24 protein-coding genes are annotated in these 26,404 nt (G+C 45.9%); 23 read left to right on the top strand and 1 reads right to left on the bottom strand.

The genetic code is table 11. From position 1 onward, the window contains the following. Positions 1-4 precede the first annotated feature (4 nt). The 8 genes from GPK60_RS14125 (at position 5) to GPK60_RS14090 (ending at position 7,961) form a co-directional block, all read left to right on the top strand. Positions 5-1,375 carry a hemolysin family protein gene (locus GPK60_RS14125; RefSeq protein WP_252191417.1) on the top strand — a complete coding sequence of 457 codons (1,371 nt, stop codon included), beginning with the start codon at positions 5-7 and terminating at the stop codon, positions 1,373-1,375. Further along, positions 1,362-1,928, top strand: coding sequence for a DUF2284 domain-containing protein (locus tag GPK60_RS14120; protein ID WP_147631411.1), 567 nt, complete (start codon positions 1,362-1,364; stop codon positions 1,926-1,928). Before GPK60_RS14125 ends, GPK60_RS14120 begins: the two co-directional genes overlap by 14 nt. 112 nt (positions 1,929-2,040) lie before the next feature. Then, positions 2,041-2,316, top strand: coding sequence for a YabP/YqfC family sporulation protein (locus GPK60_RS14115; protein WP_022119797.1), 276 nt, complete (start codon positions 2,041-2,043; stop codon positions 2,314-2,316). A gap of 12 nt (positions 2,317-2,328) precedes the next feature. Then, the gene (gene yqfD / locus GPK60_RS14110; protein WP_215660812.1) at positions 2,329-3,564 is read left to right on the top strand and encodes a sporulation protein YqfD; all 1,236 of its coding nucleotides are present in this window, start codon (positions 2,329-2,331) and stop codon (positions 3,562-3,564) included. Then, entirely contained in the window at positions 3,561-4,592 is a 1,032-nt protein-coding gene (locus GPK60_RS14105; protein ID WP_022118631.1) for a PhoH family protein, read from the top strand. Before yqfD ends, GPK60_RS14105 begins: the two co-directional genes overlap by 4 nt. Continuing rightward, positions 4,589-5,086 (top strand): rRNA maturation RNase YbeY, encoded by a 498-nt coding sequence (gene ybeY, locus GPK60_RS14100; protein ID WP_022118630.1) that lies wholly within the window; start codon positions 4,589-4,591, stop codon positions 5,084-5,086. Before GPK60_RS14105 ends, ybeY begins: the two co-directional genes overlap by 4 nt. A 12-nt stretch (positions 5,087-5,098) precedes the next feature. Next, the gene (locus GPK60_RS14095) at positions 5,099-6,226 is read left to right on the top strand and encodes a DUF3048 domain-containing protein (protein ID WP_022118629.1); all 1,128 of its coding nucleotides are present in this window, start codon (positions 5,099-5,101) and stop codon (positions 6,224-6,226) included. Between the two features lie 79 nt (positions 6,227-6,305). Next, a complete protein-coding gene (locus tag GPK60_RS14090) occupies positions 6,306-7,961 on the top strand; it encodes a polysaccharide biosynthesis protein (RefSeq protein ID WP_215660810.1) in 1,656 nt (551 codons plus the stop codon). Positions 7,962-8,014: 53 nt separating this feature from the next. Here GPK60_RS14090 and GPK60_RS14085 read toward each other — a convergent pair whose 3' ends face one another. Further along, positions 8,015-8,383 carry a hypothetical protein gene (locus tag GPK60_RS14085; RefSeq protein ID WP_173865598.1) on the bottom strand — a complete coding sequence of 123 codons (369 nt, stop codon included), beginning with the start codon at positions 8,381-8,383 and terminating at the stop codon, positions 8,015-8,017. Between the two features lie 152 nt (positions 8,384-8,535). Here GPK60_RS14085 and proB point away from each other — a divergent pair, with 152 nt between their 5' ends. From proB to GPK60_RS14010, 15 genes are all read left to right on the top strand, one after another. Beyond that, a complete protein-coding gene (gene proB / locus GPK60_RS14080; RefSeq protein ID WP_022118626.1) occupies positions 8,536-9,387 on the top strand; it encodes a glutamate 5-kinase in 852 nt (283 codons plus the stop codon). 81 nt (positions 9,388-9,468) lie between these two features. Beyond that, the gene (locus GPK60_RS14075) at positions 9,469-9,690 is read left to right on the top strand and encodes a DUF896 domain-containing protein (protein ID WP_179963772.1); all 222 of its coding nucleotides are present in this window, start codon (positions 9,469-9,471) and stop codon (positions 9,688-9,690) included. Beyond that, on the top strand, positions 9,671-10,228 hold the full coding sequence (locus tag GPK60_RS14070; protein WP_173897242.1) for a 5-formyltetrahydrofolate cyclo-ligase: 558 nt from the start codon (positions 9,671-9,673) through the stop codon (positions 10,226-10,228). The genes GPK60_RS14075 and GPK60_RS14070 overlap by 20 nt, the downstream gene beginning before the upstream one ends. A gap of 16 nt (positions 10,229-10,244) precedes the next feature. Then, positions 10,245-11,492, top strand: coding sequence for a glutamate-5-semialdehyde dehydrogenase (locus GPK60_RS14065; RefSeq protein ID WP_173895360.1), 1,248 nt, complete (start codon positions 10,245-10,247; stop codon positions 11,490-11,492). Between the two features lie 304 nt (positions 11,493-11,796). Then, positions 11,797-12,009: a hypothetical protein gene (locus tag GPK60_RS14060; RefSeq protein WP_022118622.1), complete on the top strand. Its 213-nt coding sequence runs from the start codon at positions 11,797-11,799 to the stop codon at positions 12,007-12,009. Between the two features lie 92 nt (positions 12,010-12,101). Continuing rightward, complete coding sequence (gene miaB, locus GPK60_RS14055) at positions 12,102-13,472, top strand: tRNA (N6-isopentenyl adenosine(37)-C2)-methylthiotransferase MiaB (protein ID WP_215660889.1); 1,371 nt, start codon at positions 12,102-12,104, stop codon at positions 13,470-13,472. Between the two features lie 96 nt (positions 13,473-13,568). Further along, the gene (gene rsmH / locus GPK60_RS14050) at positions 13,569-14,624 is read left to right on the top strand and encodes a 16S rRNA (cytosine(1402)-N(4))-methyltransferase RsmH (RefSeq protein ID WP_147631472.1); all 1,056 of its coding nucleotides are present in this window, start codon (positions 13,569-13,571) and stop codon (positions 14,622-14,624) included. A gap of 117 nt (positions 14,625-14,741) precedes the next feature. Continuing rightward, positions 14,742-17,414, top strand: a complete 2,673-nt coding sequence (mutS, locus tag GPK60_RS14045) for a DNA mismatch repair protein MutS (protein ID WP_173897131.1) — start codon at positions 14,742-14,744, stop codon at positions 17,412-17,414. Between the two features lie 4 nt (positions 17,415-17,418). Next, positions 17,419-19,467, top strand: coding sequence for a DNA mismatch repair endonuclease MutL (mutL, locus tag GPK60_RS14040; protein WP_215660808.1), 2,049 nt, complete (start codon positions 17,419-17,421; stop codon positions 19,465-19,467). 19 nt (positions 19,468-19,486) lie between these two features. After that, positions 19,487-20,440: a tRNA (adenosine(37)-N6)-dimethylallyltransferase MiaA gene (gene miaA, locus GPK60_RS14035; RefSeq protein ID WP_022119788.1), complete on the top strand. Its 954-nt coding sequence runs from the start codon at positions 19,487-19,489 to the stop codon at positions 20,438-20,440. After that, entirely contained in the window at positions 20,428-21,717 is a 1,290-nt protein-coding gene (locus GPK60_RS14030; protein WP_215660806.1) for a methionine gamma-lyase family protein, read from the top strand. The genes miaA and GPK60_RS14030 overlap by 13 nt, the downstream gene beginning before the upstream one ends. A 28-nt stretch (positions 21,718-21,745) precedes the next feature. After that, entirely contained in the window at positions 21,746-22,978 is a 1,233-nt protein-coding gene (locus GPK60_RS14025) for an NAD(P)/FAD-dependent oxidoreductase (protein ID WP_215660797.1), read from the top strand. Next, a complete protein-coding gene (locus GPK60_RS14020) occupies positions 22,971-24,560 on the top strand; it encodes an FAD-dependent protein (protein ID WP_215660795.1) in 1,590 nt (529 codons plus the stop codon). The genes GPK60_RS14025 and GPK60_RS14020 overlap by 8 nt, the downstream gene beginning before the upstream one ends. Positions 24,561-24,679: 119 nt before the next feature. Next, positions 24,680-25,357, top strand: a complete 678-nt coding sequence (gene radC, locus GPK60_RS14015; RefSeq protein WP_248834580.1) for a DNA repair protein RadC — start codon at positions 24,680-24,682, stop codon at positions 25,355-25,357. Positions 25,358-25,375: 18 nt separating this feature from the next. Then, positions 25,376-26,395, top strand: a complete 1,020-nt coding sequence (locus GPK60_RS14010; protein ID WP_147631479.1) for a rod shape-determining protein — start codon at positions 25,376-25,378, stop codon at positions 26,393-26,395. The last annotated feature ends 9 nt before the right edge of the window (positions 26,396-26,404 follow it).

Raw genomic sequence — 26,404 nt, 5'->3', positions numbered from 1 at the left:
ATTTATGATTGCAGACAGTCCTTTGATAGGAAAAATAATTTTGATCTTGGTTCTGATCGCCATTGATGCGTTCTGTTCCTGTGCGGAGATCGCAGTGATCTCACTGGATGCATCGGAACTGGAGAAAATGGCGGAAGAAAAAAACAAAAAAGCAGAAAGACTTTTGAAATTTTTAAGACAGCCGGCGAAATTTCTGACCATGATCCAGGCGATGATCACACTGTGCGGATTTCTGATCAGTGCCTTTACGGCAGATCTGCTTGCACTGTGGATGACCGGTCTTGTGATGGAGCAATTTGCACACCTGGTTTCGGCAAAAGTCTGGCATAATATCTTTCTGGTGCTGATCACGTTTTTGCTTTCCTATGTGGTGCTGGTCTTTGGTATCCTGCTGCCAAAGCGTCTTGCGGCAAAACGGGGGCAGAAGCTGGCATTTCGGATGAGCGGGCTTCTGGAAGTGTTCTGGATCGTTTTTTCGCCGTTTACGGCTCTTTTAAATGCGACTACAAATCTTCTGTTACGTCTTTTCGGGATCGATCCAAATGCGGAGGCGGTGGAAGTCAGCGAGGAAGAGATACGGAAAATGGCAGATGCCGGAAGCAAAAAAGGTGTGATCGATCTGGAGGAAAATGAGATCATCCAAAATCTGTTTGAATTTGATGACATGGCAGTGGATGAGTTTGCCACGCATCGGACAGACATCAGGCTTCTGTGGACGGATGAGACGCTGCAACAGTGGGAGGAGACCATTCACGACAGCCGCCACACCGTTTATCCGGTCTGCGAAGAGACGGTTGATCATGTGGTCGGCGTATTGAATATCAAGGATTTCTTCCGGTTCCGCGGGCGGACAAAGGATTTCATTATGAAGCATGCCGTGAAACCGGCTCAGTTTATCCCGAAATCGGTAAAAGCAGATGTTCTGTTCCGGCGGATGAAAGTCTCACATAACCATTTTGCGGTGGTTCTGGATGAGTATGGCGGCATGGTCGGTATTGTCACGATGAACGATCTGTTAGAGCAGCTGGTCGGGGATCTGGAAGATGATTTGGCAGAGCTTGCCGAAGAACCGAAAATCTCCCGGATTTCAAAGGATACCTGGAAGATTGACGGAGGTGTAGATCTGGAAGATGCTGCGGAGGCACTGGAAGTGGAACTTCCGGTGGAGGATTATGATACCTTTGGCGGTTTTGTCTTTGGCATATACGGAACGATCCCATCTGATGGAACACAGTTTGAGGTCGATGCATGCGGACTGCATATCAAGATTCTTTCCATTAAAGAACATCGTCTGGAGTCGGCGGTCGTCTGTAAAATGACAGGTTCAGAAAATGCGGCAGAACAAGAAAGAAGTGAAAAAAATGAAGATAAGTGAAGCGGATCTGTTTGAAAAGATCGAAGCATTTCTTGCAGATTATCCAATTTGTCAGTATGGATTTCTGAAAAGTGAGGATATTCTGTTCTCGGATAAAGTGCGGTATATCTGCGAAAAGGAGTGTCCAAGGTATGGAAAGTCCTGGTCCTGCCCGCCAGCTGTGGGAGAGGTTGCGGACTGTAAAAAACACTGCATTTCTTATCAGTATGCACTGGTGTTTACGACGCTCTCGGAAGTGGAAGATATTGACGATATGGAAGAGACGCTTGCAACCAGGCCGGAGCATGAAGAGGTTGTCCACGCGATCTGTCAGGAACTGGAGCAGTTATCCGAAGCATACTTTGCTCTTTCTTCCGAATCCTGTGCAATCTGCAGCCAGTGTGCATACCCTGAAAGTTGCCGCCATCCGGAACATATGATCCCATGTATTGAGAGTCAGGGGATTTTAGTGACGGATGCGGCAGAAAAATGCGGCATCGAATATTTTTATGACCGTCATACCGTTACCTGGTACGGCATTATTTTTTTTCATCATGATCAAAAGAGCTGCTGATTTCCAAAAAGGATCGTAAAACAGATCAGCAGGAGAAACTAAGAAAGCAAAGGGCAGGTATTTTTTGGAAACGCATCACATAAACTGCATAATAAAAGGTGATGACAGCGGTATGAGTTCGAAAAAGAAAGCGATCCGGCAGCGTATTTTAGAATCTGCCCAGATACCGGAGGATCTCTCCAGAGGAGCCGTTCTTCTTCAGATAACCGGAAGAGAAGAGGTATACATAGAGAATTTCAGGGGGATTTTAGAATATACAGACTGCGGTATTTTGATCCTCGGGAAGCAGGGAAGGATTTTGATCGAAGGCAGATACCTTCAGATTCCGTTTTATACCTCAGAAGAGATGAAAATTACCGGACAGATCGACCAGATCCGCTATTTATAAGGAGGCAAAAGCTTGGTTTTGAAGCTTCTTTTATACCGAAAAGGGATGCTGAGGATAAGCGTAACAGGTGAAAGTTATGACCGTTTTTTAAATCTCTGTGCAAATCATGGAATTGCACTGTGGAATCTGGAGTATCATGGAAATGCCTATGAGATGGATATTTCGGTTCAGGGATTTCGCATGCTGCGTCCGCTTGTGAAAAAGAGCAGAACCAGAGTGAGGATCATACGGCGGCAGGGACTGCCGTTTTTTTTATATCGCTGCCGGAAGAAAAAGATGCTGTTTGCCGGACTGCTGTGCGGTATCCTGCTTCTGTATTTCATGTCCTGCTTTTTGTGGCGGATCGATATTGAGGGAAATCAGCAGATTACAAGAGGACAGATCTGTCGCTATCTGGAAACCGTGCATATTGAAAACGGCACTCGTATTTCCGTGATCGACTGCAAAGAACTGGCGGCGATGCTGCGAAAACAGTTTGATGCTTTTACCTGGGTTTCCGTAAAACAGGAAGGAACCAGACTGCTGATCCAGGTAAAAGAGAGCACAGATCCTGAGGCAAATGTGAAAAATAATGAAAAAAAAGAAACAGAAGGAATAAATTCTGCAAATCTGCCCACGGATCTGATCGCAGATAAAAACGGTGTCATAACATCCATGATCACAAGAAAAGGAGTACCAATGGTGTCAGTCGGTGACACGGTGAAAAAGGGTGACTTGCTTGTGAAAGGAGAGTTGGAGATCCTGGATGATTCCGGGGAAGTATCCGGTTATCAGTACTGTGCTTCGGATGCAGATATTTTTCTTAAAACTTCTTATGAATATCGGGAAAAGATACGATTAAAGAGAAAAGAGAAGCATTACAGCGGAAAAGAGAAACAAAAGATCGGACTTCGAGTCGGAAAATGGCAGATGTATCTGCCGGGTGCCGGCAAAAAAATGCAGACGTTTGATACGGTGACAGAGATGCATCCACTATGCATTTTTCAGAATTTTTATCTTCCGGTTTCTTTTGAAAAGCAGCAGTTTTTCGAGTATACATACGAAACGGTGACATTGACAGAAGAAGAAGCATCTGCCATGGCTGAAAAAGATCTGTATGATTTTCTGAATAAAATTCAGGAAAAAGGGGTTCAAATATTTGAAAATAATGTTAAAATAGAGTTTGATACAAACTATTGCATCGCAAAAGGGTCTGTTATTTTGATAGAGAAGGCCGGAAAAAGTGTAGAAAGGATAACAACGGAATGAGTATTGTAGAAGCAAGTATTTCTGTTCCGGCGGAGCATGAAACAAATGTTTTCGGACAATTTGACCAGCATATAAAAAAGATGGAGCGGGCACTGAATATCACCGTTGTGAACCGTGATGGCGTTTTAAAGATCATCGGCGGGGAGACGGCAGTGAACAAAGCCAGGAAGATTTTTGAACAGCTGATCGAACTGTCAAAGCATGGAAATATTATTCAGGAACAGAATGTTGACTATGCGATCGCACTTTCTTATGAGGATAAAGAAGAAGCACTTTCTGCGATCGACCAGGATACGATCTGCCATACGATCAACGGAAAGCCGATTAAACCAAAGACGCTTGGACAGAAGCAGTATGTTGATGCAATCCGCAAAAAGATGATTGTTTTCGGGATCGGTCCTGCCGGAACCGGAAAGACTTATCTGGCCATGGCGATGGCGATCCAGGCATTTAAAAACGATGAGGTCGGCAGGATCATTCTGACCAGGCCCGCGATCGAGGCAGGAGAAAAGCTTGGATTTCTGCCGGGGGATCTGCAGAGCAAGATCGATCCGTATCTGCGTCCGCTCTATGATGCACTGTATCAGATCATGGGACCGGAAAGTTTTGCCAAAAACATGGAAAAAGGATTGATTGAAGTAGCACCGCTTGCCTATATGCGGGGAAGGACTCTGGACAATGCCTTTATCATTCTGGATGAGGCACAGAATACGACGCCGGCACAGATGAAAATGTTCTTAACAAGAATCGGTTTTGGCTCAAAAGTTATCATCACTGGTGACAAAACGCAGAAAGACCTTCCATCCAGTGCCGCTTCCGGACTGGATGTAGCCATGAAAGTCCTGAAAAAAGTAGATGGGATTTCGTTCTGTGAACTGACCAGCAAAGACGTTGTACGTCATCCGCTGGTGCAGAAGATTGTGCAGGCCTATGAGGAATACGAAAAGAAAGCTGTACAGAAAAAGACAGACAGAACGGTGAAGAGCAAAACGAAGACTTCGACGGGTACAACAAGGAGAAAATCATGACACTGAATTTTGAGAGCGAGTACGAAAAAGAGCTGCCGTTTGATGCCAGGGAAGTGGCGGAAAAGGTATTTACATTTACGATGGATTATCTTGGCTGTCCTTATGAGGCAGAAGTAAGCCTTCTGCTGACCGATGATGAGACCATCCACCAGATCAACAAAGAACAGCGTGATATTGACCGTGCCACTGATGTGCTGTCTTTTCCGATGACAGACTATGTCACAGAAGGTGATTTTGCATTTCTGGAGGAGGAAGGGGCAGACTGTTTTCATCCGGAAACGGGAGAACTATTGCTTGGCGATATCGTGATATCCGGTGACAAGGTGTTGCAGCAGGCAGAAAGCTACGGCCATTCTCCGCTTAGGGAGTATGCTTTTTTGATCGTACACAGTCTTCTGCATCTGGTCGGATACGATCATATGGAAGAGCAGGAAGCAAAACGTATGGAAAAGAAACAGGCAGATGTCCTGGAATCCATGGGAATTACAAGATAGGGGGAAGAAAGAATGAAAAAGAAATTAGCAGTTCTGGCGGCTGTACTGATGGCAAGTGCCGTACTTGGAGGCTGTGCACAGAAAGCACCGGAAACCGAGACACAGACACAGACGCAGACGGAAACGCAGACTGAAACGGAAACCGAAACGGTTGCAACCGAAGCGGGAACGTTTGATCAGGGAGAGGCACTGCCGAAAGGAAAAGTACGCAGCTACCTGACCGGAAAGATCGTTGATAAAAAGATCGGTCGGAAAAGACCGTATGCGATCATGCTCAATAACATTTACGGTGCCATTCCGCAGGCCGGTATCGAACGTGCCGATGTGGTATACGAAGCTCCGGTAGAAGGTGCGATCACAAGACTGATGGGTATTTTTGAAGACTATGACGGGATGGAGAAGATTGGTTCTGTTCGAAGCTGCCGTGAGTATTATGTGCATTTTGCAAAAGAATTTGATGCATTGTATGTACATTACGGACAGGCTGTTTATGCGTGTGAGATTCTGAACAGCAACATTGACAACATCAGCGGACTTTCTTCACAGGAGGGATTTGGACAGCTTTATGGATATGCCGGAGAAGAGACGTTTTACCGCACGGATGACAGACCGTCTCCGCACAACTGTTATACCAGTGCCGACCGTCTGATCGAAGCGACAAAAAAACTGTGTTACAGCCGAGAGTATGATAAGGATTACGATGGTCATTATCAGTTTGCGGGCGATGATCAGACCGTCACCTTTACAGATCCGGCAACCCATATTGAACCGGGATATGAAGTAAATGAACCGTGGTTTGACTATAATGCAGATGAAGGTGTATACTATCGTTATCAGTATGGCGACGCACAGATCGATCAGCTGACCGGAGATCAGCTGAAATACGATAATGTCATTTTCCAGCTTTGCGAATGTTATCCGCTGGATGATCACGGATACCTTGCCATCGAGGCAGAAAAAGGCGGTACCGCGTATGTCTTCACAAAGGGAACTTACGAAAAATGTACCTGGACCAAGGATGATATTGAGAGTCCGGCACGTTATTTTGATGAAGATGGAAATGAGATCACCATCAATCAGGGAAAGACCTGGGTATGTGTTGTTTATGATACAAAAGAAGACCAGATCGTGATCGAATAAAAAAATACAGAAAATATACCCCGTCGCAGGTGCGTCTGCCTGGTTCGCTGCCCGCGGGAACAAAGAGGTATGATAAAATATGAGTAAAAAGAGTTCAAGCAAAACAAATTTTCTGGCACAGGGGACGATTCTTGTAATCGCCTCCTTTGTCGCAAAAGCAATCGGTATGATCTACCGTATTCCGCTCACTCACATTTTGGGGGATGACGGAAACGGTTATTATTCTACCGCAAATGAGATTTATACTATTATCCTGATGATTTCTTCTTTCAGCCTTCCGCTTGCTGTATCCAGGCTGGTAGCAGAGCGGGAGTATGCAGGAGAAGTGAAAAATTCCTACAAGGTTCTGATCTGTTCCTTGCGTTTTGCGGCCGTGACAGGCGGTATTCTTTCCATTCTGACTTTCCTGCTTGGCGGTGTGATCACCAAGTATGTGATGGGGGTGGAGCTTGCAAGCTATGCACTTCGTGTCCTTGCACCGGCGATCTTTCTTTTTGCACTGACCGGTGTACTGCGTGGATTCTTCCAGGGACACGGTACGATGGTCCCGACAGCGGTGTCGCAGATCATTGAGCAGATCATCAATGCCATCGTTTCGGTAGCCGGTGCTTATGTGATGCTGCAGTACGGCCTGAAGCTTGGTGAGAAAAAAGGCGATGCGGAGCTTGGAACCGCACTTGCAGCAGCAGGAGGTACATTTGGAACGGTCGCCAGCGTCGGTGTGGCACTGCTGTTTATGATAGTGATCTATCTTGGCTATCGTAACGGTTTCAAACGCCGCATGAAAAAGGACAAAACAAGAAGAAGAGAATCTGACCGTGCCATTTACCGTGCGATTACTTACACTATTCTTCCAATCGTGCTCAGTACGCTGGTATATAATATCAGCACGATCATCGACCAGGGCGTGTTCAACCACATTCTGGCAGGCATGGGATTTACCCAGAAACAGTATGCAACCGTCTGGGGCATCTACAGCGGTAAATTCCGCGTGTTGATGAACGTCCCGCTGTCGATCGCATCCTGTCTGGCACCTTCGGTTGTACCGGCTCTGACAGAGGCGATGGCGAACAATGATTTACGGGAAGCCGGACTTCGGACCCGCGATACGATCCGCTATACCATGGTATTTACAATCCCGTGTGCAGTCGGTATGGCGGCACTGGCAAGACCAATCATGATGATGCTCTACGGAAACAACGACAGTCTGGCCCTTGCGGCAGGCATTATGCAAAGCGGAGCACTTCTGACCGTCCTTCTGGCACTGTCTACGCTTACCACCGGTATTTTACAGGGACTTGGTGAGATGCAGGCACCGCTTGTGCATGCAGCGACAGCCGTGGCGATCCATCTTGGATTTTTAGTTCTGTTTGTTGTAAAGTTTAAATGGAACATTTATGGAGTAGTCTATGCAAACATTATTTTCGGACTGATCATCTGTCTGCTCAATGCACGTTCCATCCGCAAAAAACTGCACTATCGCCAGGAGATTAAAAAGACCTTCCTGGTTCCGGTGATCGCGGCCGGTGTGATGGGCATTGCCGCATATCTGGTACACAGAGTGTTAAATCTGTTTGCCGGAAATACGATCTCAACGATCCTGGCGGTATGCGTGGGAGCTGTTGTCTATGGTATCTGTCTTGTAAAACTTGGCGGTATCCTGGAGCGTGAGATCCGCAGACTTCCAAAAGGTGATCTGCTGGCAGATCTTCTGATTCGGCTGAATATACTGTAATAGCAGTCATGTGTAAAAACAGGCCGTGAGCTTTGATGTTCACGACCTGTTTTCTAACTGCTGTAATTTTCCAGAAAATCATAAAGTTCTTTTTCGGTCCGGATATATTTTCCGTTTTGGATTTCTGTTTTCAGAGCGTCCGGCAGGCTGCTTAAGCGGATGCTGGTGTTTTCGTACAACGTTTCTTTATCATCCAGATAAATTGAGACGCAGCCCTGTTCTTCTGTAAGATAATATTGATATACCGGATGCGGATTCCCGGCATTTGCCGGAGCAGAGCGTATGGTTTCACTTTCATGATCAGCAGATTTTTCGGCGGAAGGCGGATTTCCGGTGATATAGTGATAGCTTAAATTGTAGGCGGTGCAAATCAGAAGAAGTAAGAGAAATGCTGCCGCAAAATAAATAGGCCGATGTTTCATGATCTTTTTCATCTCCTTTTTTTCAGTATTTCCGCTTTTTCCTGTTTTATCCGGGCAATTGACCTCTGGACGTACCTGACAAAATGGTGTAAGATAGCATGGAAAATGATCTGCAGACGAGCAGCAGATGGATGATACTTCAGGAGGAAAACATGAACAGCAGTATCAGAGAAATATTAAAAGATAAAAAGCGAATTGTGATAAAGATTGGTTCTTCGTCCCTGACTCATCCGGAGACAGGGGCGTTGAACCTTACGAAACTGGAAGTTCTGGTGCGTGAGATCAGTGATCTCCATAATATGGGCAAAGATGTGATTGTGGTATCATCGGGGGCGATTGCGGTCGGAAGAAGAGCTGCAGGTCTCGGACACCGACCAAGTGAGACAAAAGAAAAACAGGCATGTGCTGCAATCGGACAGGCCAGACTGATGATGATCTATCAGAAGCTTTTTTCGGAATACAATCAGCTGGCAGCACAGATCCTGATGACCAAACGTACCGTTATGGACAATCTGAGTCGTTTTAATGCACTGAATACCTTTCAGGAACTGTTAAAATTAGGGGCGATTCCGATTGTAAATGAAAACGATACGGTTTCCACGTATGAGATGCAGTTTGGTGATAATGATACGCTTTCTGCGATCGTAGCGGCATTGATCGATGCAGATCTGCTGCTCCTGCTGTCGGATATTGACGGTCTGTTTACGGATGATCCGAACAGCAATCCAAATGCGGAATTAATCCATGTAGTAGAAAAACTGGATGACCATTTGCTGAAAATGGGAAAGAGCACATCTACAAGCGATGTCGGCACCGGCGGTATGGCATCGAAATTGACAGCGGCAAAGCTCGCTTCCGCAGCAGGCACGGATATGGTCATTGCAAATGGAGAAGATTTCCGAAATATCCATCGTGTGATCGAAGGACAGGACTGCGGTACCCTTTTTCTTTCTCACAAAAAAGATGAGTTTTATTTGATGGATTATCTGGAAAAAATGTTATAATGCCGGGAATGTGCAAGTTGACTCTGGCATCATAGTTGGGGACTTTTGATACCCACATCATAAAACAAGGAGAAATATAGTATGATAACGGATGAAAAATTAGCAAGAATCAATGAACTTGCCAGAAAAGCAAAAGCAGAAGGACTGACAAGTGCCGAGACAAAAGAACGCGATGTGCTGAGAAGAGAATATATTGAAGCAGTCCGGGCAAACCTTCGCGGACAGCTGAACAATATCAATATTCAGGAACTGGATGGAAGCATTACAAATCTTGGTGAAAAATATGGAAAAAAAGGACATTAGAAAACAGGTTTTTGCACAGCGGGCAAAAACAAGTGAAGCATTTGTGCAGCAGCAGAGTTCTCTGATTGCCGGGAAAATTTTTGCACTGCCGCAGTTTCAGGATGCTTCCTGTATTTATGTGTATATGGATTACAACAAAGAAGCATCAACCAGACCGATCATTGAAGAAGCATGGAGACTTGGAAAAAAAGTGGCAGCACCAAAAGTTTTCGGTGAGGATATGCGATATTTTTACATTCATTCTTATGATGATGTGGCTCCGGGATATTTTAATATACCGGAACCGGATGAGACGAGAAATCTGGAAGAAGCGGCAGATGAGACGGCACTGCTTCTGGTGCCGGGTGTGGCGTTTGATAAAGATCGCCACCGCTGCGGATATGGAAAGGGATTTTATGACCGCTATTTAAGCAGACATACACAGCATGCTACCGTTGCCATGGCACTGGATTTTCAGATCGTAGAAACGGTTCCGTCAGATGTGTATGATATCTGCCCGCAGATGCTGATCACACCAACGATGATTTATGGAAAATAAAAAGGAGGATTTGTCAATGAAGCGAACACTGGACGAGATTGGAATGTATGCGATGGCTGCGAAGCCGCATATGCAGTTGCTTGGGACAACAAAAAAGAATCAGGCACTGGAAGCAGTTGCAAATGCATTGAATGAGAAAGCAGATTATCTGATCGCAGAAAATGAAAAAGATATGCAGGCCGGAAAAGAAGCCGGGATGCATCAGGGACTTCTGGACCGTCTTCTGCTGACCAAAGACCGCATTGCCCAGATGGCAGAAGGACTCATACAGATCGCAGGGCTGGAAGACCCGATCGGGGAAGTGCTTTCTATGAAAAAACGCCCGAACGGACTGCTGATCGGTCAGAAACGTGTTCCGCTTGGCGTGGTTGGCATTATTTACGAATCCAGACCGAATGTGACGGCAGATGCCTTCGGACTCTGCTTTAAAACAGGAAATGTGGTCGTGTTGAAAGGCGGAAGCGATGCGATGCATTCCAACATTGCCATTGTAAAAGTGATCCGTGAAGCTTTAAGAGCGTGCAAAGTGGATGAGGATGCGATCCAGCTGATCGAGGATACCGACCGTGCCGTCACAACGGCATTGATGAAGCGGAAAGATTTTCTGGATGTTCTGATCCCAAGAGGCGGTGCGGGACTGATCCGTGCTGTTGTGGAGAACAGTACCGTTCCGGTGATCGAGACCGGAACAGGGAACTGCCATATTTATGTCGATGAAAGTGCAGATCTTGACATGGCCGTCAATATCATCTTCAATGCAAAGACACAGCGGATCGGGGTCTGCAATGCCTGTGAATCACTGGTGGTACATGAAAAAGTGGAAAAAGCACTGATGCCGCTGTTAAAGGCAAAACTGGATGAAAAATCAGTTGAGATCCGTGGCGATGAACAGGTACAGGAAAGCGTTTCCGGCATCGTTCCGGCTGTGGAGAGTGACTGGGGAAAAGAATATCTCGATTATATCCTCTCCGTTAAGACCGTTTCTTCCATCGACGAAGCAATCGCACATATCAACCGCTATAACACCGGACATTCCGAGGCGATCATCACAAGAGATTATGCAAATGCTCAGAAATTTCTTGAAGAAGTGGATGCAGCAGCTGTCTATGTCAATGCCTCCACAAGATTTACCGATGGCTTTGAATTTGGCTTTGGGGCTGAGATCGGGATCAGTACACAGAAACTCCATGCAAGAGGACCGATGGGGCTTACGGCACTGACGACCACGAAGTACATTATCTATGGAAACGGTCAGGTGCGTTAAAAGATAACGGGAATAGATAATGCCAATACCTGGAAGCAAGAGCGGAGGAATAGAAAGATATGTTAGGAAAATTAGGTATATTTTTCCTTGCCATTGGATTGGCAAAAATCGCATGGTATCTTATCTGGAAAGACAGAAAATATACTGAGCAGTAATCAGATAAAAGTAAAGAATAATATAACAAACGGGCATCTGTTTAACAGATGTTCGTTTGTTATACGCTGAGAAAATTTAACGGAAAAAGCAGTTGAATTGACGGGAGATATTTTTAAGAAATTAAAATGTTTGCATTGGAGTAGATGAGATGATCAGGTATATGATTTGTAATATGGATCTTGATATTGGAAGATTGGTTCTGGCAGCAGCAATCATTTTTCTGCCGATGTACTTCTTTCAGAAGCTGGCAGACTGGAGCACGGCAAATCAGAAGAGTATAGCAGACCTTTCCGTTGCTTTTTGCAATATCGTATGTTATATTAGAAAAAGTTATTGCAATTATAGAAGGGAAGAAAATTAGTGACAAACAACGAAGAATTCGAAAAGATATTAGAGAACATTGACGAGAATGGTCAGGAGCCACAGGAAGAACCGCAGAGACAGTATTATTTTATGAAAAAAGCCCGTGCCATCCTGAAACAGAAAGCAGAAGAACTGGGACGTCCGCTGACTGCGTGCACGGTGACCTTTGGCTGTCAGATGAATGCGAGGGACAGTGAAAAGCTGATCGGTATTCTGGAGAAGATCGGTTATGTAATGACAGAAGACGAACATGCAGATTTTGTGATCTACAATACCTGTACGGTCCGTGAGAATGCAAATCAGCGAGTTTACGGACGACTCGGAGCTTTAAACAGCATGAAAAAGAAAAATCCGCATATGCTGATCGGTCTGTGCGGCTGTATGATGCAGGAGCCGGAAGTTGTAGAAAAACTGAAAAAGAGCTACCGTTTCGTGGATCTGATTTTTGGAACACACAATATTTTTAAGTTTGCAGAGCTGATCTACACCAGACTGATCTCTGAACGTATGGTGATCGATATCTGGAAAGATACCACGCAGATTGTAGAGGAGCTTCCGGTGGAGCGAAAATATCCGTTCAAATCCGGTGTCAATATTATGTTTGGCTGCAACAATTTCTGCAGTTACTGTATCGTTCCATATGTCAGAGGACGTGAGAGAAGCCGTGAGCCGAAGGATATCCTTCGTGAGATTGAAAGGCTGGTTGCAGATGGCGTTGTGGAAGTGATGCTTCTTGGACAGAATGTCAATTCTTACGGCAAAAATCTGGAGCAGCCGATGACTTTTGCAGCTCTTTTAAGAGAAGCAGAAAAGGTAGAAGGCCTGAAGCGGATCCGTTTTATGACCTCTCATCCAAAGGATCTGTCGGATGAACTGATTGAGGTTATGAAAGAATCAAAGAAAATCTGTCCGCATTTTCATCTGCCGCTGCAGTCCGGCAGCAGTGCTATTTTAAAGAAAATGAACCGCCATTATACAAAAGAACGTTATCTGGAACTGGTTCGAAAACTTCGGGCGGCACTTCCTGATATTTCTCTGACAACGGATATTATTGTCGGCTTCCCGGGTGAAACAGAAGAAGATTTTCTGGAGACGATGGAAGTGGTAAAAGAAGTGCAGTATGACAGTGCGTTTACCTTTATCTATTCCAAGCGTACCGGAACCCCTGCAGCTGTTATGGAAAATCAGATTCCGGATGATGTAGTGAAAGACCGTTTTGACCGTCTGCTTGCAGAAGTACAGGAAATTTCGAGAGAACGCTGTGCAAGATTTGAGGGACAGACGATGGATGTTCTGGTGGAAGATGTCAATGACCATGATCCGTCCCTTGTCACCGGAAGACTGACCAACAACCTGCTGGTACATTTTAAGGGTACAGAAGACTTGATCGGAAAAATCGTCGATGTGCATCTGGATGAGTGCCGCGGATTTTATTATATGGGAACGATGATTTCAAAATAAAGCCAAAAGAAACAGATCGAAGAAAACAGGCGTATTTTGCTTTTTCAGTCAGAAAAGGCGGGGTACGTCTGTATTCATGAACATAAGGAGAGGTTTATGCAGCAGGAGACACCAAAGCCGCACAAACGGCGTGTAAGATATAAAGGAAAATATCCGAAAAAATTTGAAGAAAAGTACAAAGAGCTGAATCCGGAAAAATATCAGGATACGGTTGAACATGTGATCCGAAAAGGGAATACACCGGCAGGTATGCACATTTCCATTATGGTGAAGGAAATCCTGGATTTTCTGAAAATCCAGCCGGGAGAAACCGGATTTGATGCCACGCTTGGATACGGCGGCCATACAAAGGCAATGATGGAATGTCTTCATGGAGAAGGCCATATGTATGCTACGGATGTGGATCCGGAAGAGTCGGCAAAGACAAAAAAGCGTCTGGAAGAACAGGGATTTGGGGAAAGGATTCTGACCATAAAGCTTCAGAATTTCTGTACGATCGATGAGATTGCAAAAGAAGCGGGAGGATTTGATTTTATTTTGGCGGATCTTGGTGTATCTTCCATGCAGATCGACAATCCGAAACGGGGATTTTCTTTCCGTGCGGACGGACCTTTGGATCTTAGACTGAATCAGCAAAAAGGAATCAGTGCGGCAGAAAGACTGGATCAGATCAGCAGAGAGGAGCTTGCCGGGATGTTATATGAAAATTCGGATGAACCGTACTGCGAAGAGATCGCAAAAGCGATCACAGATGAGATCCGCAAAGGGAATCGCATCGATAGCACAACAAAACTGCGGACTGTTATCGAAAATACGCTGGATTTTCTTCCGGAAAAAGAGAAAAAAGATACGATCCGAAAGACCTGCCAGCGTGTGTTCCAGGCACTTCGCATTGATGTCAACCAGGAATTTGAAGTTCTGTATGAATTTATGGAAAAACTGCCGGATGCCTTAAAGCCGGGCGGACGTGTGGCAATCCTGACGTTCCATTCCGGGGAGGACAAACTGGTCAAAAAAGCACTGAAGGCCGGATACAAAGCAGGTATTTATTCGGACTATGCCAAAGATGTGATACGTCCGTCCATGCAGGAGTGTGCACAGAATGGCAGAGCCAGGTCAACGAAAATGCGTTGGGCGGTAAAAGCAGAGTAAGAACAGAGGTACAAGCATGTTTTGTGCAGAACAGGCACAAACAATAGAAATGAGATGAAAGAGGTCTGACCGTTGAGTACAACAGCAAAAAATAATAAAAAAAATTCCGTAACGCCGATGATGGCAAAATATCTGGAGACAAAGGAACAGTACAAGGACTGTATTCTTTTTTATCGCCTGGGTGATTTCTATGAAATGTTTTTTGACGATGCCCTGACGGCATCCAAAGCACTGGAGATCACACTGACAGGAAAAGACTGCGGACTTGAAGAGCGTGCTCCGATGTGCGGCATTCCTTATCATGCTGCAGATACATATCTGAACCGTCTGGTGGCAAAAGGATATAAGGTTGCAATCTGTGAACAGGTAGAAGATCCAAAGCAGGCGAAGGGACTGGTTAAGCGGGAAGTTATCCGCATTGTCACGCCGGGAACGAATCTGGATACCAACGCCATGGATGAGACAAAGCACAATTATCTGATGGCGATCGTGTGCATGGCGGATCGTTTTGGCGTCTCCATTGCCGATATTTCCACCGGTGATTATCTGGTGACGGAAGTGGATGGATGCAGAAAACTGTTAGATGAGATCACAAAGTTTGCACCGACCGAGATCATCTGCAACGATTCCTTTTTTGTCAGCGGTGTGGATGTAGAAGATCTGAAAAACCGTCTTGGAATTGCCGTTAATGCCCTGGAAAACTGGTATTTTGGTGATGAACGCTGTAAGAAGACACTGCTGGACCACTTTCATGTCTCCAGCCTGGCAGGACTCGGACTTGGTGAGCTGAACTGCGGGATCATCGCAGCCGGTGCACTGCTTCAGTATCTGATGGAAACACAGAAAACAGCGATCGCAAACCTGACTTCGTTAAATACTTATTTTGCCGGAAAATACATGGTGATCGACAGCTCGACCAGAAGAAATCTGGAGCTTTGCGAAACTTTACGTGAAAAGCAGAAAAGAGGTTCCCTTCTGTGGGTTCTCGATAAGACAAAGACTGCGATGGGGGCAAGACTTCTGCGTTCCTTTATTGAGCAGCCGCTGATCGACAAGGAAGAAATATCAAACAGACTGGAAGCCGTCGGAGAATTAAAAGACAATGCGATCTGCAGGGAAGAGCTGCGAGAATATCTTTCTCCGGTCTATGACCTCGAGCGTCTGATCAGTAAGATCAGCTACAAGACTGCAAATCCAAGAGATCTGATCGCATTCGGCACATCTCTGTCCATGCTGCCGCATATCAAATACATTTTATCTACGATGAAATCTCCGCTTCTTGTGGAAGTATGTGAGCAGATGGATGAACTTCAGGATGTGTGTGATCTGATCGACCGGGCAATTATGGAGGAGCCGCCGATCCAGATTAAAGACGGCGGTATCATCAAAGAAGGCTATAACGAAGAAATCGACCGTCTGCGTGCCGCAAAGACAGAAGGCAAGACCTGGCTGGCACAGCTGGAAGCCAAAGAACGTGAAAATACCGGCATCAAAAACCTGAAGATTAAATACAACAAGGTGTTTGGCTATTATCTGGAAGTGACAAACTCTTTTAAAGATATGGTTCCGGATTACTATACAAGAAAACAGACACTCACAAATGCTGAACGTTATATCACGCCGGAATTAAAAGAGCTGGAGGACATCATTCTCGGAGCGGAGGACAAGCTCTTTTCTTTGGAATACAATCTGTTTTCCGATGTAAGGGAACAGATCGCAAAAGAGGTAGAACGCATTCAGAAGACCGCAAAAGCAGTAGCGGCGATCGATGTCTTCGCTTCTTTGGCACTGGTTGCGGAACGTAATAACTATGTCTGCCCGAAAATGAATGAAAAAGGCGTGATCGATATCAAGAACGGCCGTCATCCGGTAGTTGAACAGATGATCGAAAACGATATGTTCATTGCAAACGATACTTACCTTGACAACAGCAAAAATCGTATTTCTATCATTACCGGTCCAAACATGGCAGGTAAATCAACATACATGCGTCAGAGTGCCCTGATTGTTTTGATGGCTCAGATCGGTAGCTTTGTTCCGGCATCTTCTGCGAAGATCGGCATTGTGGACCGTATTTTTACAAGGGTCGGAGCTTCCGATGACCTGGCAAGCGGACAAAGCACTTTTATGGTGGAAATGACAGAGGTTGCCAATATTCTTCGAAATGCAACTTCGAACAGTCTTCTGATCCTGGATGAGATCGGACGCGGAACGAGCACTTTTGACGGGCTTTCGATTGCCTGGGCGGTGGTTGAGCATATCGCAAATACAAGACTTCTCGGGGCAAAAACGCTTTTCGCAACGCATTACCATGAACTGACCGAATTGCAGGGCAAATTATCGGGTGTGAATAATTACTGCATTGCTGTAAAAGAAAAGGGCGATGATATTGTATTTCTTCGAAAGATTGTAAAAGGCGGTGCGGATAAGAGTTATGGTATCCAGGTCGCAAAACTTGCCGGTGTTCCGGATTCCGTGATCGAACGTGCCAAAGAGCTGGTAGAAGAATTAAGTGATGCGGATATCACAGAGCGTGCAAAAGAAATTGAGGCAGCAGGCAGTGCACCGCAGGCAAAAACAGCGACAAAAGTCCGCAACCGTCCCAAAACCTACGATCAGGTTGATATGGGGCAGATGGCACTGTTTGACACTGCAAAAGATGAGGATATTTTAAAAGAATTAAGTGAGATGGAGATTGCTTCCATGACACCGCTGGAAGCATTAAATACATTGAACCGTCTGCAGAGCAAACTGAAAAACCGTTGGAGTGTAACAGGCGTACAGGGATGATAGTATGAAGAATATTGCAGTATTAGATGAAAGTACCATTGATAAAATTGCAGCAGGAGAGGTAATCGAGCGACCTTCTTCTGTGGTCAAAGAGCTGGTAGAAAATGCCATCGATGCCGGAGCGACTGCTGTGACGGCTGAAATCAAAGACGGCGGGATCTCACTGATCCGGATCACCGATAACGGCGAGGGCATTGCAAAGGATCAGATTTCAACCGCTTTTCTGCGTCATGCGACCAGCAAGATCACGAAAGTGGAGGATCTGCTTTCTGTATCTTCGCTTGGATTTCGCGGTGAGGCGTTATCGAGCATTGCCGCAGTCTGCCAGGTGGAAGTGATCACCAAGACGGCCGGCACACTGCTCGGGACCAGATACCGCATTGAGGGCGGACAGGAGATTTTAACAGAAGAGATTGGAGCACCGGATGGAACGACCTTTCTGGTCAATAATATTTTTTATAATACACCGGCAAGAAAAAAGTTTTTAAAATCTGCGATGACAGAGGCTGGATACATCAGCGAACTGATGGAACGCATGGCTCTTTCGCATCCGGAAATCGCATTCAAATTTATTAATAACCGACAGACCAGGCTGCACACATCAGGCAATCATAACCTGAAGGATATTATTTATGGTATTTATGGAAGGGATATTGCGGCCAATCTGCTTCCGGTAAAAGCAGAAGGAGCATTTGGCAGGCTGGAGGGATTTGTCGGAAAGCCGGTGATCTCCAGAGGCAACCGCAATTTTGAAAACTATTTTGTTAATGGAAGATATGTAAAAAGCAAGATCATCACAAAGGCGATTGAGGATGCCTATAAAACATTTATGATGCAGCATAAATATCCGTTCACGGCACTGCACTTTACGATACCGGGGGACCTTCTGGATGTCAACGTTCATCCGACCAAACTGGAACTGCGTTTTTCCAATCAGGAAGAAATTTACCAGATCGTATATGATACTGTACGGCAGGCACTCTCATCCAGAGAACTGATCCCGGATGTTGGTGTGGAGAGGGAGCCGAAAAAGGCAGAACTGCCAAAATATAAGAAGCCGGCACAGGTTCCGGAGCCATTTCAGATCCCAAAGGCAAAACCACAGTCCTCTTTTACGACACGTGTGATACGGGAGAGTGCACCTTCGTACGGAAATCTGCATACAGCCACATCTGATCCGGCTGTTGTACATGCTTCCAAGCAGATGGCAGTTTCTATGCAGAATCCAGTTTCTACGCAGGATCAGACAAAGGCAGAGCTGCCAAAAACAGAAAAAGCTCCACGTCCGCTGCCGCAGATGTTCCAGAAACAAAATACAGAGCCGGCATCAAAGAGCGTACCAGAAACCGAAAAAGGAGAAGTGTCTGAAACAGCAGAAAAACCAGAGAAACCGTTCGAACAGGAAATCACCAGAGAGATTCAGAAAGCAGAACAGATGGAGCTTTTTGATGATAGGCTTTTATCGCAGCAGAACGTGAAGCAGCATACGGTCATCGGACAAGTGTTCGATACTTACTGGATCGTGCAGTTTCAGGATAAGATGTATCTGATCGACCAGCATGCGGCTCATGAAAAGGTTTTATATGAGCAGACAATGAAACGATTAAAAGATCATACGTTTACGTCGCAGCGGATCAGTCCGCCGGTCATTCTGACGCTGAGTCTCAAAGAGGAGGAAGCTTTAAAAATGCACATGGATGTTTTTGAAAAGCTTGGCTTTGAGATAGAACCGTTCGGCGGCATGGAATATGCCCTCAGTGCAATTCCGGACAATCTGTTCGGCATTACGGAGCGTTCTCTGTTTCTGGAGATTTTAGATGACCTGGTAGACCAGTCGGTCAGGGGCACGCCGCAGAGTGTTTTGGAAAAGGTGGCTTCCATGTCCTGCAAGGCAGCAGTCAAGGGAAATCACCGTATGAGTACAAAAGAAGCACATGCTCTGATTGATGAGCTGCTGACACTGGATAATCCATACAACTGCCCACATGGGCGGCCGACGATCATTTCCATGTCGAAATACGAGCTGGAGAAGAAATTTAAGAGAATTGTATAGAAACGGGGGGAGTTATATTATGACAAAGGAACCACTGATCATTCTGACCGGACCGACGGCGGTCGGGAAAACGGCACTTTCTCTGTCTCTTGCAGAGCGTGTGAACGGGGAGATCATCTCAGCAGATTCCATGCAGGTTTACCGCGGCATGGATATTGGCTCAGCAAAAATCATGCCGGAAGAACAAAAAGGAATTCCGCATCATCTGATCGATGTGTTAGATCCGGATGAGGAATTTCATGTTGTCCGGTTTGTACAGATGGCAAAAGAAGCGATGGAAGATATCCGGAGCAGGGGAAAAGTACCGATCCTCACAGGGGGGACTGGATTTTACATACAGGCCATGCTTTATGATATTGATTTTACGGAAAGCGGAGAGGACGATTCTTATCGAAGAGAGTTGGAGACTTACGCAAAAGAGCAGGGGGCAGAAAAGCTGCATGAGAAATTAAAGGAAGTCGATCCAATTTCCGCCGAGAAGATCCATGCAAATAATGTTAAGCGTGTGATCCGGGCACTGGAATATTATAAACAGACCGGGGAGCCAATTTCCAGGCACAATGAGCAGGAACGGCAGAAGGAATCTCCTTATGCCTTTGCCTATTTTGTATTGAATGACAAACGGGATCGTCTTTACCAGCGTATTGATGCCCGCATTGATGAGATGCTTTTAGAAGGTCTGGTGGCGGAAGTAGAAAAGCTGAAGGAAAAGGGGTGCCACCGCGGTATGGTTTCGATGCAGGGACTTGGCTATAAAGAGATCCTGGAGTATCTGGACGGAGAATGTACCCTTGAGGAAGCAGTTTATAAATTAAAGCGAGATACGAGACATTTTGCCAAGCGTCAGATCACCTGGTTTAAGCGGGAACGCGATGTGATCTGGGTTGACAAAGATGCTTTTGAATATGACGAAGAAAAAATTCTGCAGTATATGCTTGCAGTTTTACAGGAGAGACATGTATGGAATCATTAAAAAATATGTACGAAGAATTTGGCATCTGTGATGCGATTTATGAGTTTGGACAGAAAACGGAGGAAAAATTAAAGGCACGTTTTGATGCGATCGATAAAAATGCAGAGTACAATCAGTTGAAAGTACTGCATGCCATGCAGAAAAACCGTGTCTGTGCAGAACATTTTTCCGGAAGTACCGGATATGGCTACAACGATGACGGAAGGGATACGCTGGAAAAGGTATATGCGGATACATTCCACACGGAAGATGCACTGGTAAGACCGCAGATCACATGCGGAACCCATGCGATCGCTCTGGCACTGTTCTCTAATTTAAGACCGGGAGATGAACTTTTATCGATCGCCGGGAAGCCGTATGATACGCTCGAAGAAGTGATCGGTATCCGCCCGTCGAGAGGCTCTCTTGCCGAATATGGAGTCTCTTACGCACAGGTGGATTTAAAGGAGGATGGTTCTTTTGATTTTGACGGGATCAGAAATGCAATCAATGAACGAACGAAAGTGGTGACGATTCAGCGTTCGAAAGGCTATCAGACCAGACCGACGCTTTCGGTTGCAAAAATCGGGGAGGCGGTTGCTTTTGTAAAAAATATAAGAAAAAATATCATATGTATGGTTGACAACTGTTACGGTGAATTTACGGAGCTGAGTGAGCCAACGGATGTCGGTGTGGATATGATGGCCGGCTCTCTGATAAAGAATCCGGGCGGCGGACTGGCACCAGTCGGCGGTTATATCGTCGGAAAGAAAGAATGTGTGGAGAATGCAGCCTGCCGTCTGACGTCTCCGGGACTTGCCAAAGAGGTCGGAGCCTCCCTTGGTATTTTAAATTCTTTTTATCAGGGATTTTTTCTGGCACCGACCGTTACAGCCGGAGCTTTAAAGGGTGCCATTTTTGCAGCAAACATTTACGAAGCATGTGGATTTCCGGTAGTCCCGAATGGTTCTGAAAGCCGTCATGATATCATTCAGGCTGTGGAGCTTGGAACAGCAGAAGGTGTGATCGCATTCTGCCGCGGTATCCAGGCAGCAGCACCGGTAGACAGCTACGTGACACCGGAGCCGTGGGCAATGCCAGGCTATGACAGCGATGTGATCATGGCAGCGGGAGCTTTTGTTCAGGGATCTTCCATTGAGCTGAGTGCAGACGGACCGATCAAACCGCCGTATGCCGTGTATTTCCAGGGCGGACTTACCTGGCAGCATGCAAAACTTGGCATTTTGATGTCTCTTCAGAAACTTTATGATGCCGATCTGGTGAGACTGCCTCTTTAAAAGGAATATGATGACAGGGAGAAAACAGATGAAACGAATTATAGTCGCAGGCGGAGGGGCAGCAGGATTTATGAGTGCTTTTCATGCAAAACGGCCGGATACAGAAGTGACCGTTCTGGAGGCACAGGAAAAACCGGGGAAAAAGCTTCTGGCAACCGGAAACGGAAAATGCAACCTGACTTATGCATCCAGAGAACCGTTGCTTTCCTATCGGGGAACAGGGCAGGATTTTACAGAAGCTGCCTTGCAAACATTTGATCAGGAACGGACCGTGCAGTTTTTTGAAGAACTTGGCATGTTGATGCATGAAAAAAACGGCGGAGTTTATCCCTATACGGATCAGGCACAGACGGTGCAGACGCTTTTTTTGGATGTATTGCGTGAGCGTGGTGTGAAAATAAAAACACGGGAACGCATTATTGATATTCTGCCACAAAAAAAGGGAGGTTTTTTTGTGAAAACAGAAGGATGGCAATACGAGGCAGATGTTGTGATTCTTGCCTGCGGATCAAAGGCAGCACAGACACTTGGCGGGTGTGAGGACGGCTATCATCTGGCAGAAAAACTTGGCCATCCGGTTACGGAGATCGTTCCGGCACTGGTTCCGTTAAAGACAAAAGAAGCTGCTTTCCATGCACTTGCCGGACTTCGAAGCCCGGCGAAAGTAAGGCTTTTTCTTGATGGAAAAAAGGCGGCTGAATCGGAAGGAGAACTGCAGTGGACATCGTATGGAATTTCCGGGATTGTGGTTTTTCAGGTCAGCCGTTTTGCAGCACTTGGACTTTTAGAAAAGAAAAACGTGCAGATTTCTCTCAATCTGCTTCCGCAGGTGAACAGACAGCATCTTCTTGCAATATACCAAAAACAGACAAATAAAAAGGCAGAGCATCTTCTGTCCGGGATCTTTCCACAGAAACTGGCCGCTCTGCTGCTGAAACAGACTGGATATAAAGCGGGTGAAATTTTGCAGGAAGAATCGTTTCTTAAGATTCTTTCTCTGGTATCTGATCTGCGTCTTACAGTAACCGGTACACGTTCGTTTGAGTATGCACAGGTCTGTGCCGGTGGTATTGACACTGCTTTTGTAAATGCAAAGACCATGGAATCGAAAAAGGTGCCGGGACTTTATTTTGCCGGGGAGATTCTGGATGTAGATGGTGCCTGCGGCGGCTATAATCTGCAATGGGCCTGGAGCAGCGGTTACCTGGCAGGATATCATGCAGCAAACGATCAGAAAGGACAGGTAGAACAGAATGCTTAGAATTTCACAGATAAAGAGAAATGCGGAAAAAGGAGAACAGGGATTGAAACACGCCGCAGCAAAAGAACTTCGCATCCGGGAGGAAGAAATTCAGAATCTTCGGATCTGCAAACGTTCTCTGGATGCGAGAAAGAAACCGGAACTGTATTATGTCTATACGGTAGATGTGGAAGTAAATGACGAAGAAAAAATACTGCGAAGATGTAAAAGCAACAAAGTTACCAGAGCAAAAGAAGTCATCTACGCCCCAGAGCAGAGCGGCACAATTCCATTCAAACATCGTCCGGTTGTGATCGGCATGGGGCCTGCGGGGCTTTTCTGTGCACTTTCTCTTGCAAGAACCGGTTTTGCACCGATTCTTTTAGAGAGAGGCATGGATGTCGACCGCAGACAGGAGATGGTTGAAACATTCTGGCAAACAGGGCAACTGGATGAACGAAGCAATATCCAGTTCGGAGAAGGCGGAGCCGGCACTTTTTCGGATGGAAAACTGAATACAGCCGTAAAAGATGCCACCGGAAGAAATACGTTTGTATTGAAAACCTTTGTGGAATTCGGTGCACCGGAAGAAATCCTGTGGATGAACAAACCACACATCGGAACCGATCTTCTCAGGGAAGTCATTAAAAATATCAGAAAAGAGATCCTGCGTCTTGGAGGAGACGTGCGTTTTGAAGCACAGGTCACCGATTTTGAAATCCAGAAAGGACAACTTCGGGCACTGATCATCAATGGAGCGGAACGGCTGGAATGTGAGGCGGCCGTTCTGGCAATCGGTCACAGTGCGAGAGACACGTTTGCACTGTTGAAAAAAAGACAGTTTTCTATGTCACCGAAAGCTTTTGCGGTCGGTGTCCGCATGGAACATCCGCAGCATCTGATCGATCAGTCCCAGTACGGAAAAGAGCGGGGAACGCTTCCGGCAGCAGATTACAAGCTGACCTGTCAACTTCCGAACGGACGAGGTGTATACTCTTTTTGTATGTGTCCTGGCGGATATGTCGTAAATGCTTCTTCCGAGGAAGGAAAACTTGCCGTTAATGGTATGAGTTATCACAGCCGAAATGGTGACAATGCGAACAGTGCCATTGTTGTTACGGTGACACCGAAAGATTTCCCGGGAGATGATGTGCTTGCCGGCGTAGAATTTCAGAGAAAACTGGAAGCGGCGGCATATGAAGCCGGAGATGGGAAGATCCCTGTGCAGCTGTATCATGATTTCTGCAAAAAGCAGGTCAGTGAATCACTTGGAGAAACCACGCCTTCCATGAAAGGAGCATGGACATTCGGAAATGTAAGAGACTGTTTTCCAAAAGAGATCGGAGATTCAATCGAGCAGTCGGTCAAAGTCTTTGGAAGAAAGATCAGAGGATTTGACAGAGGAGACGCGATTTTATCCGCAGTAGAGAGCAGAACGTCTTCACCTGTGCGGATCGAGCGGGAAAAAGAGACGCTGGAGAGCAGCATTTCCGGTATTTATCCATGCGGGGAAGGAGCAGGATATGCCGGCGGGATCACTTCCGCAGCCATGGATGGACTGAAGGTTGCGGAAGCTATTTTAAAAAAATTTAAGATTAAATAGTGTGTACACTTCGCACTATTTATGATACAATAGCCTATCGGAAGAAAATGGATACTGCGATACGGGTATCAGGGGGACAAGAGGGCCGGTTGTATTTTATGAAAGAAAACAACTGTAAAATGACAGAACTGCCGGCAGATGAATTGCCATATGAAAAATGCATAAACAAAGGTGCGGAAGTGCTAAGTGATGCAGAGCTTCTCGCCGTTATTTTGCGTACAGGATCAAAGGGGATCAATGCATTGGAACTTTCCAGAAAAATATTGGATGCAGGAGCACCAAGAAATGGACTTCTTGGCCTGTATCATATGACAATTCCACAGTTATGCCAGATACGCGGTATCGGAGAAGTAAAAGCAGTACAGCTCAAATGTATTGCGGAGCTTTCCAGAAGGATTGCCGGTCAATCCGCCTGGAGTGCCCTGAACTTCAAAGATGCTGCCAGCATTGCAGATTATTTTATGGAGGAGATGCGTCATCTGGAGCAGGAGCAGATGATTCTTCTGATGCTTGACACAAAATGCCGTCTTCTTGCGAGGCAATCCATATCCAAGGGCAGTGTAAACTGTTCTGTCATTACGCCGCGTGAGATTTTTTTGCTGGCCCTGCAGCATCATGCGGTTTTTATTATACTTCTGCACAATCATCCAAGTGGAGATCCGACTCCGAGTGAAGAGGACAAAAGCCTTACAAAAAGGATTTCACTTGGCGGTGAGCTGGTTGGGATACGTCTTCTGGATCATATTATTGTGGGAGATCGGTGTTATGCCAGTTTCAGGGAAATGAAAATCCTTTGAGATAAGGAGTTTGAGTACATGTTGTTTCGAAAAAAATGCGGGATCGATCTTGGAAGTGACACGATAAAGATCGCCGATAAAAAAAACAAAAAAGTGGTCTGTGAAAAAAATATGATCGCGGTGCGGGATAAAACCTATGTGATCGCAGTCGGCCAGCGTGCATACGAAATGTACGAAAAGACGCCCCTCTGCGTAACAGCGGACAGTCCGATGGTTGACGGAGCGATCGCAGACGGCGGGAATCTCGGCTTTATTCTGGCACGGTTATTAAAGCGTTTTTCGAGTGTTTTTACAAAAAGGCCGGATATTCTGGTGACGGTTCCGATGGAGCTGTCGGAGATTGAGATGCGTGCTTTTTATAAAGTACTGACCGGACTGAAAGTAAGAAGGATCGCTCTTGTGGAAAAAGGAGTTGCAGATGCGGTCGGCATCGGTATGCCGGTTCTTGCCCAGACGGGAAGTATGGTGGTCAACATCGGAGCTTCCACAACCGGGATTTCTGTGATCTCAGATGGAAAAGTGATCATCGGAAGACAGTATCCGTATGGCGGAAATGCGATGGATCAGGCCGTCATCACGATGGTACGCCGCGAGCATAATCTTGCAATCGGCAAAAAGACGGCAGAGAAGCTCCGTGTTGCTATGGGGTATCTTATGAACGGGGAAGCAAAGAGCAGCGAAGTTTACGGTATCCACACGATCAGCGGAGTCCCAAGTTCTGCCAGGATACCGTCCGAAGATATCAGCAAGGCGATAACCGATACGGCCGATGCGATTGCCGATGCCGTGAAGATGACACTGCAGAGGACACCGCCTCAGCTGCTTGAAAATATACAGCAGAATGGTATTTATCTGGCGGGAGGTGTGTCACTGACACCGAATATTGCCAGCTATATACAGGAAAAGGTAACATTTCCGGTTTATAATGTTCCAGATCCTGTCTATAACACGATGAATGGTCTTGTGGAGATTATGAATGACAAAGAACTGAAAAAGCTGACATTTTCTTTGAAGGATTATGTCGGCAATCTGATATAAAAGAGGAAA

The sequence above is a fragment of the Ruminococcus sp. MCC718 genome (genome assembly GCF_018783905.1).
Taxonomy (GTDB): domain Bacteria; phylum Bacillota; class Clostridia; order Lachnospirales; family Lachnospiraceae; genus Hominisplanchenecus; species Hominisplanchenecus faecis.
Note: the sequence above shows the minus strand (reverse complement) of the source record. Positions and strands in the feature narration are given on the sequence as shown.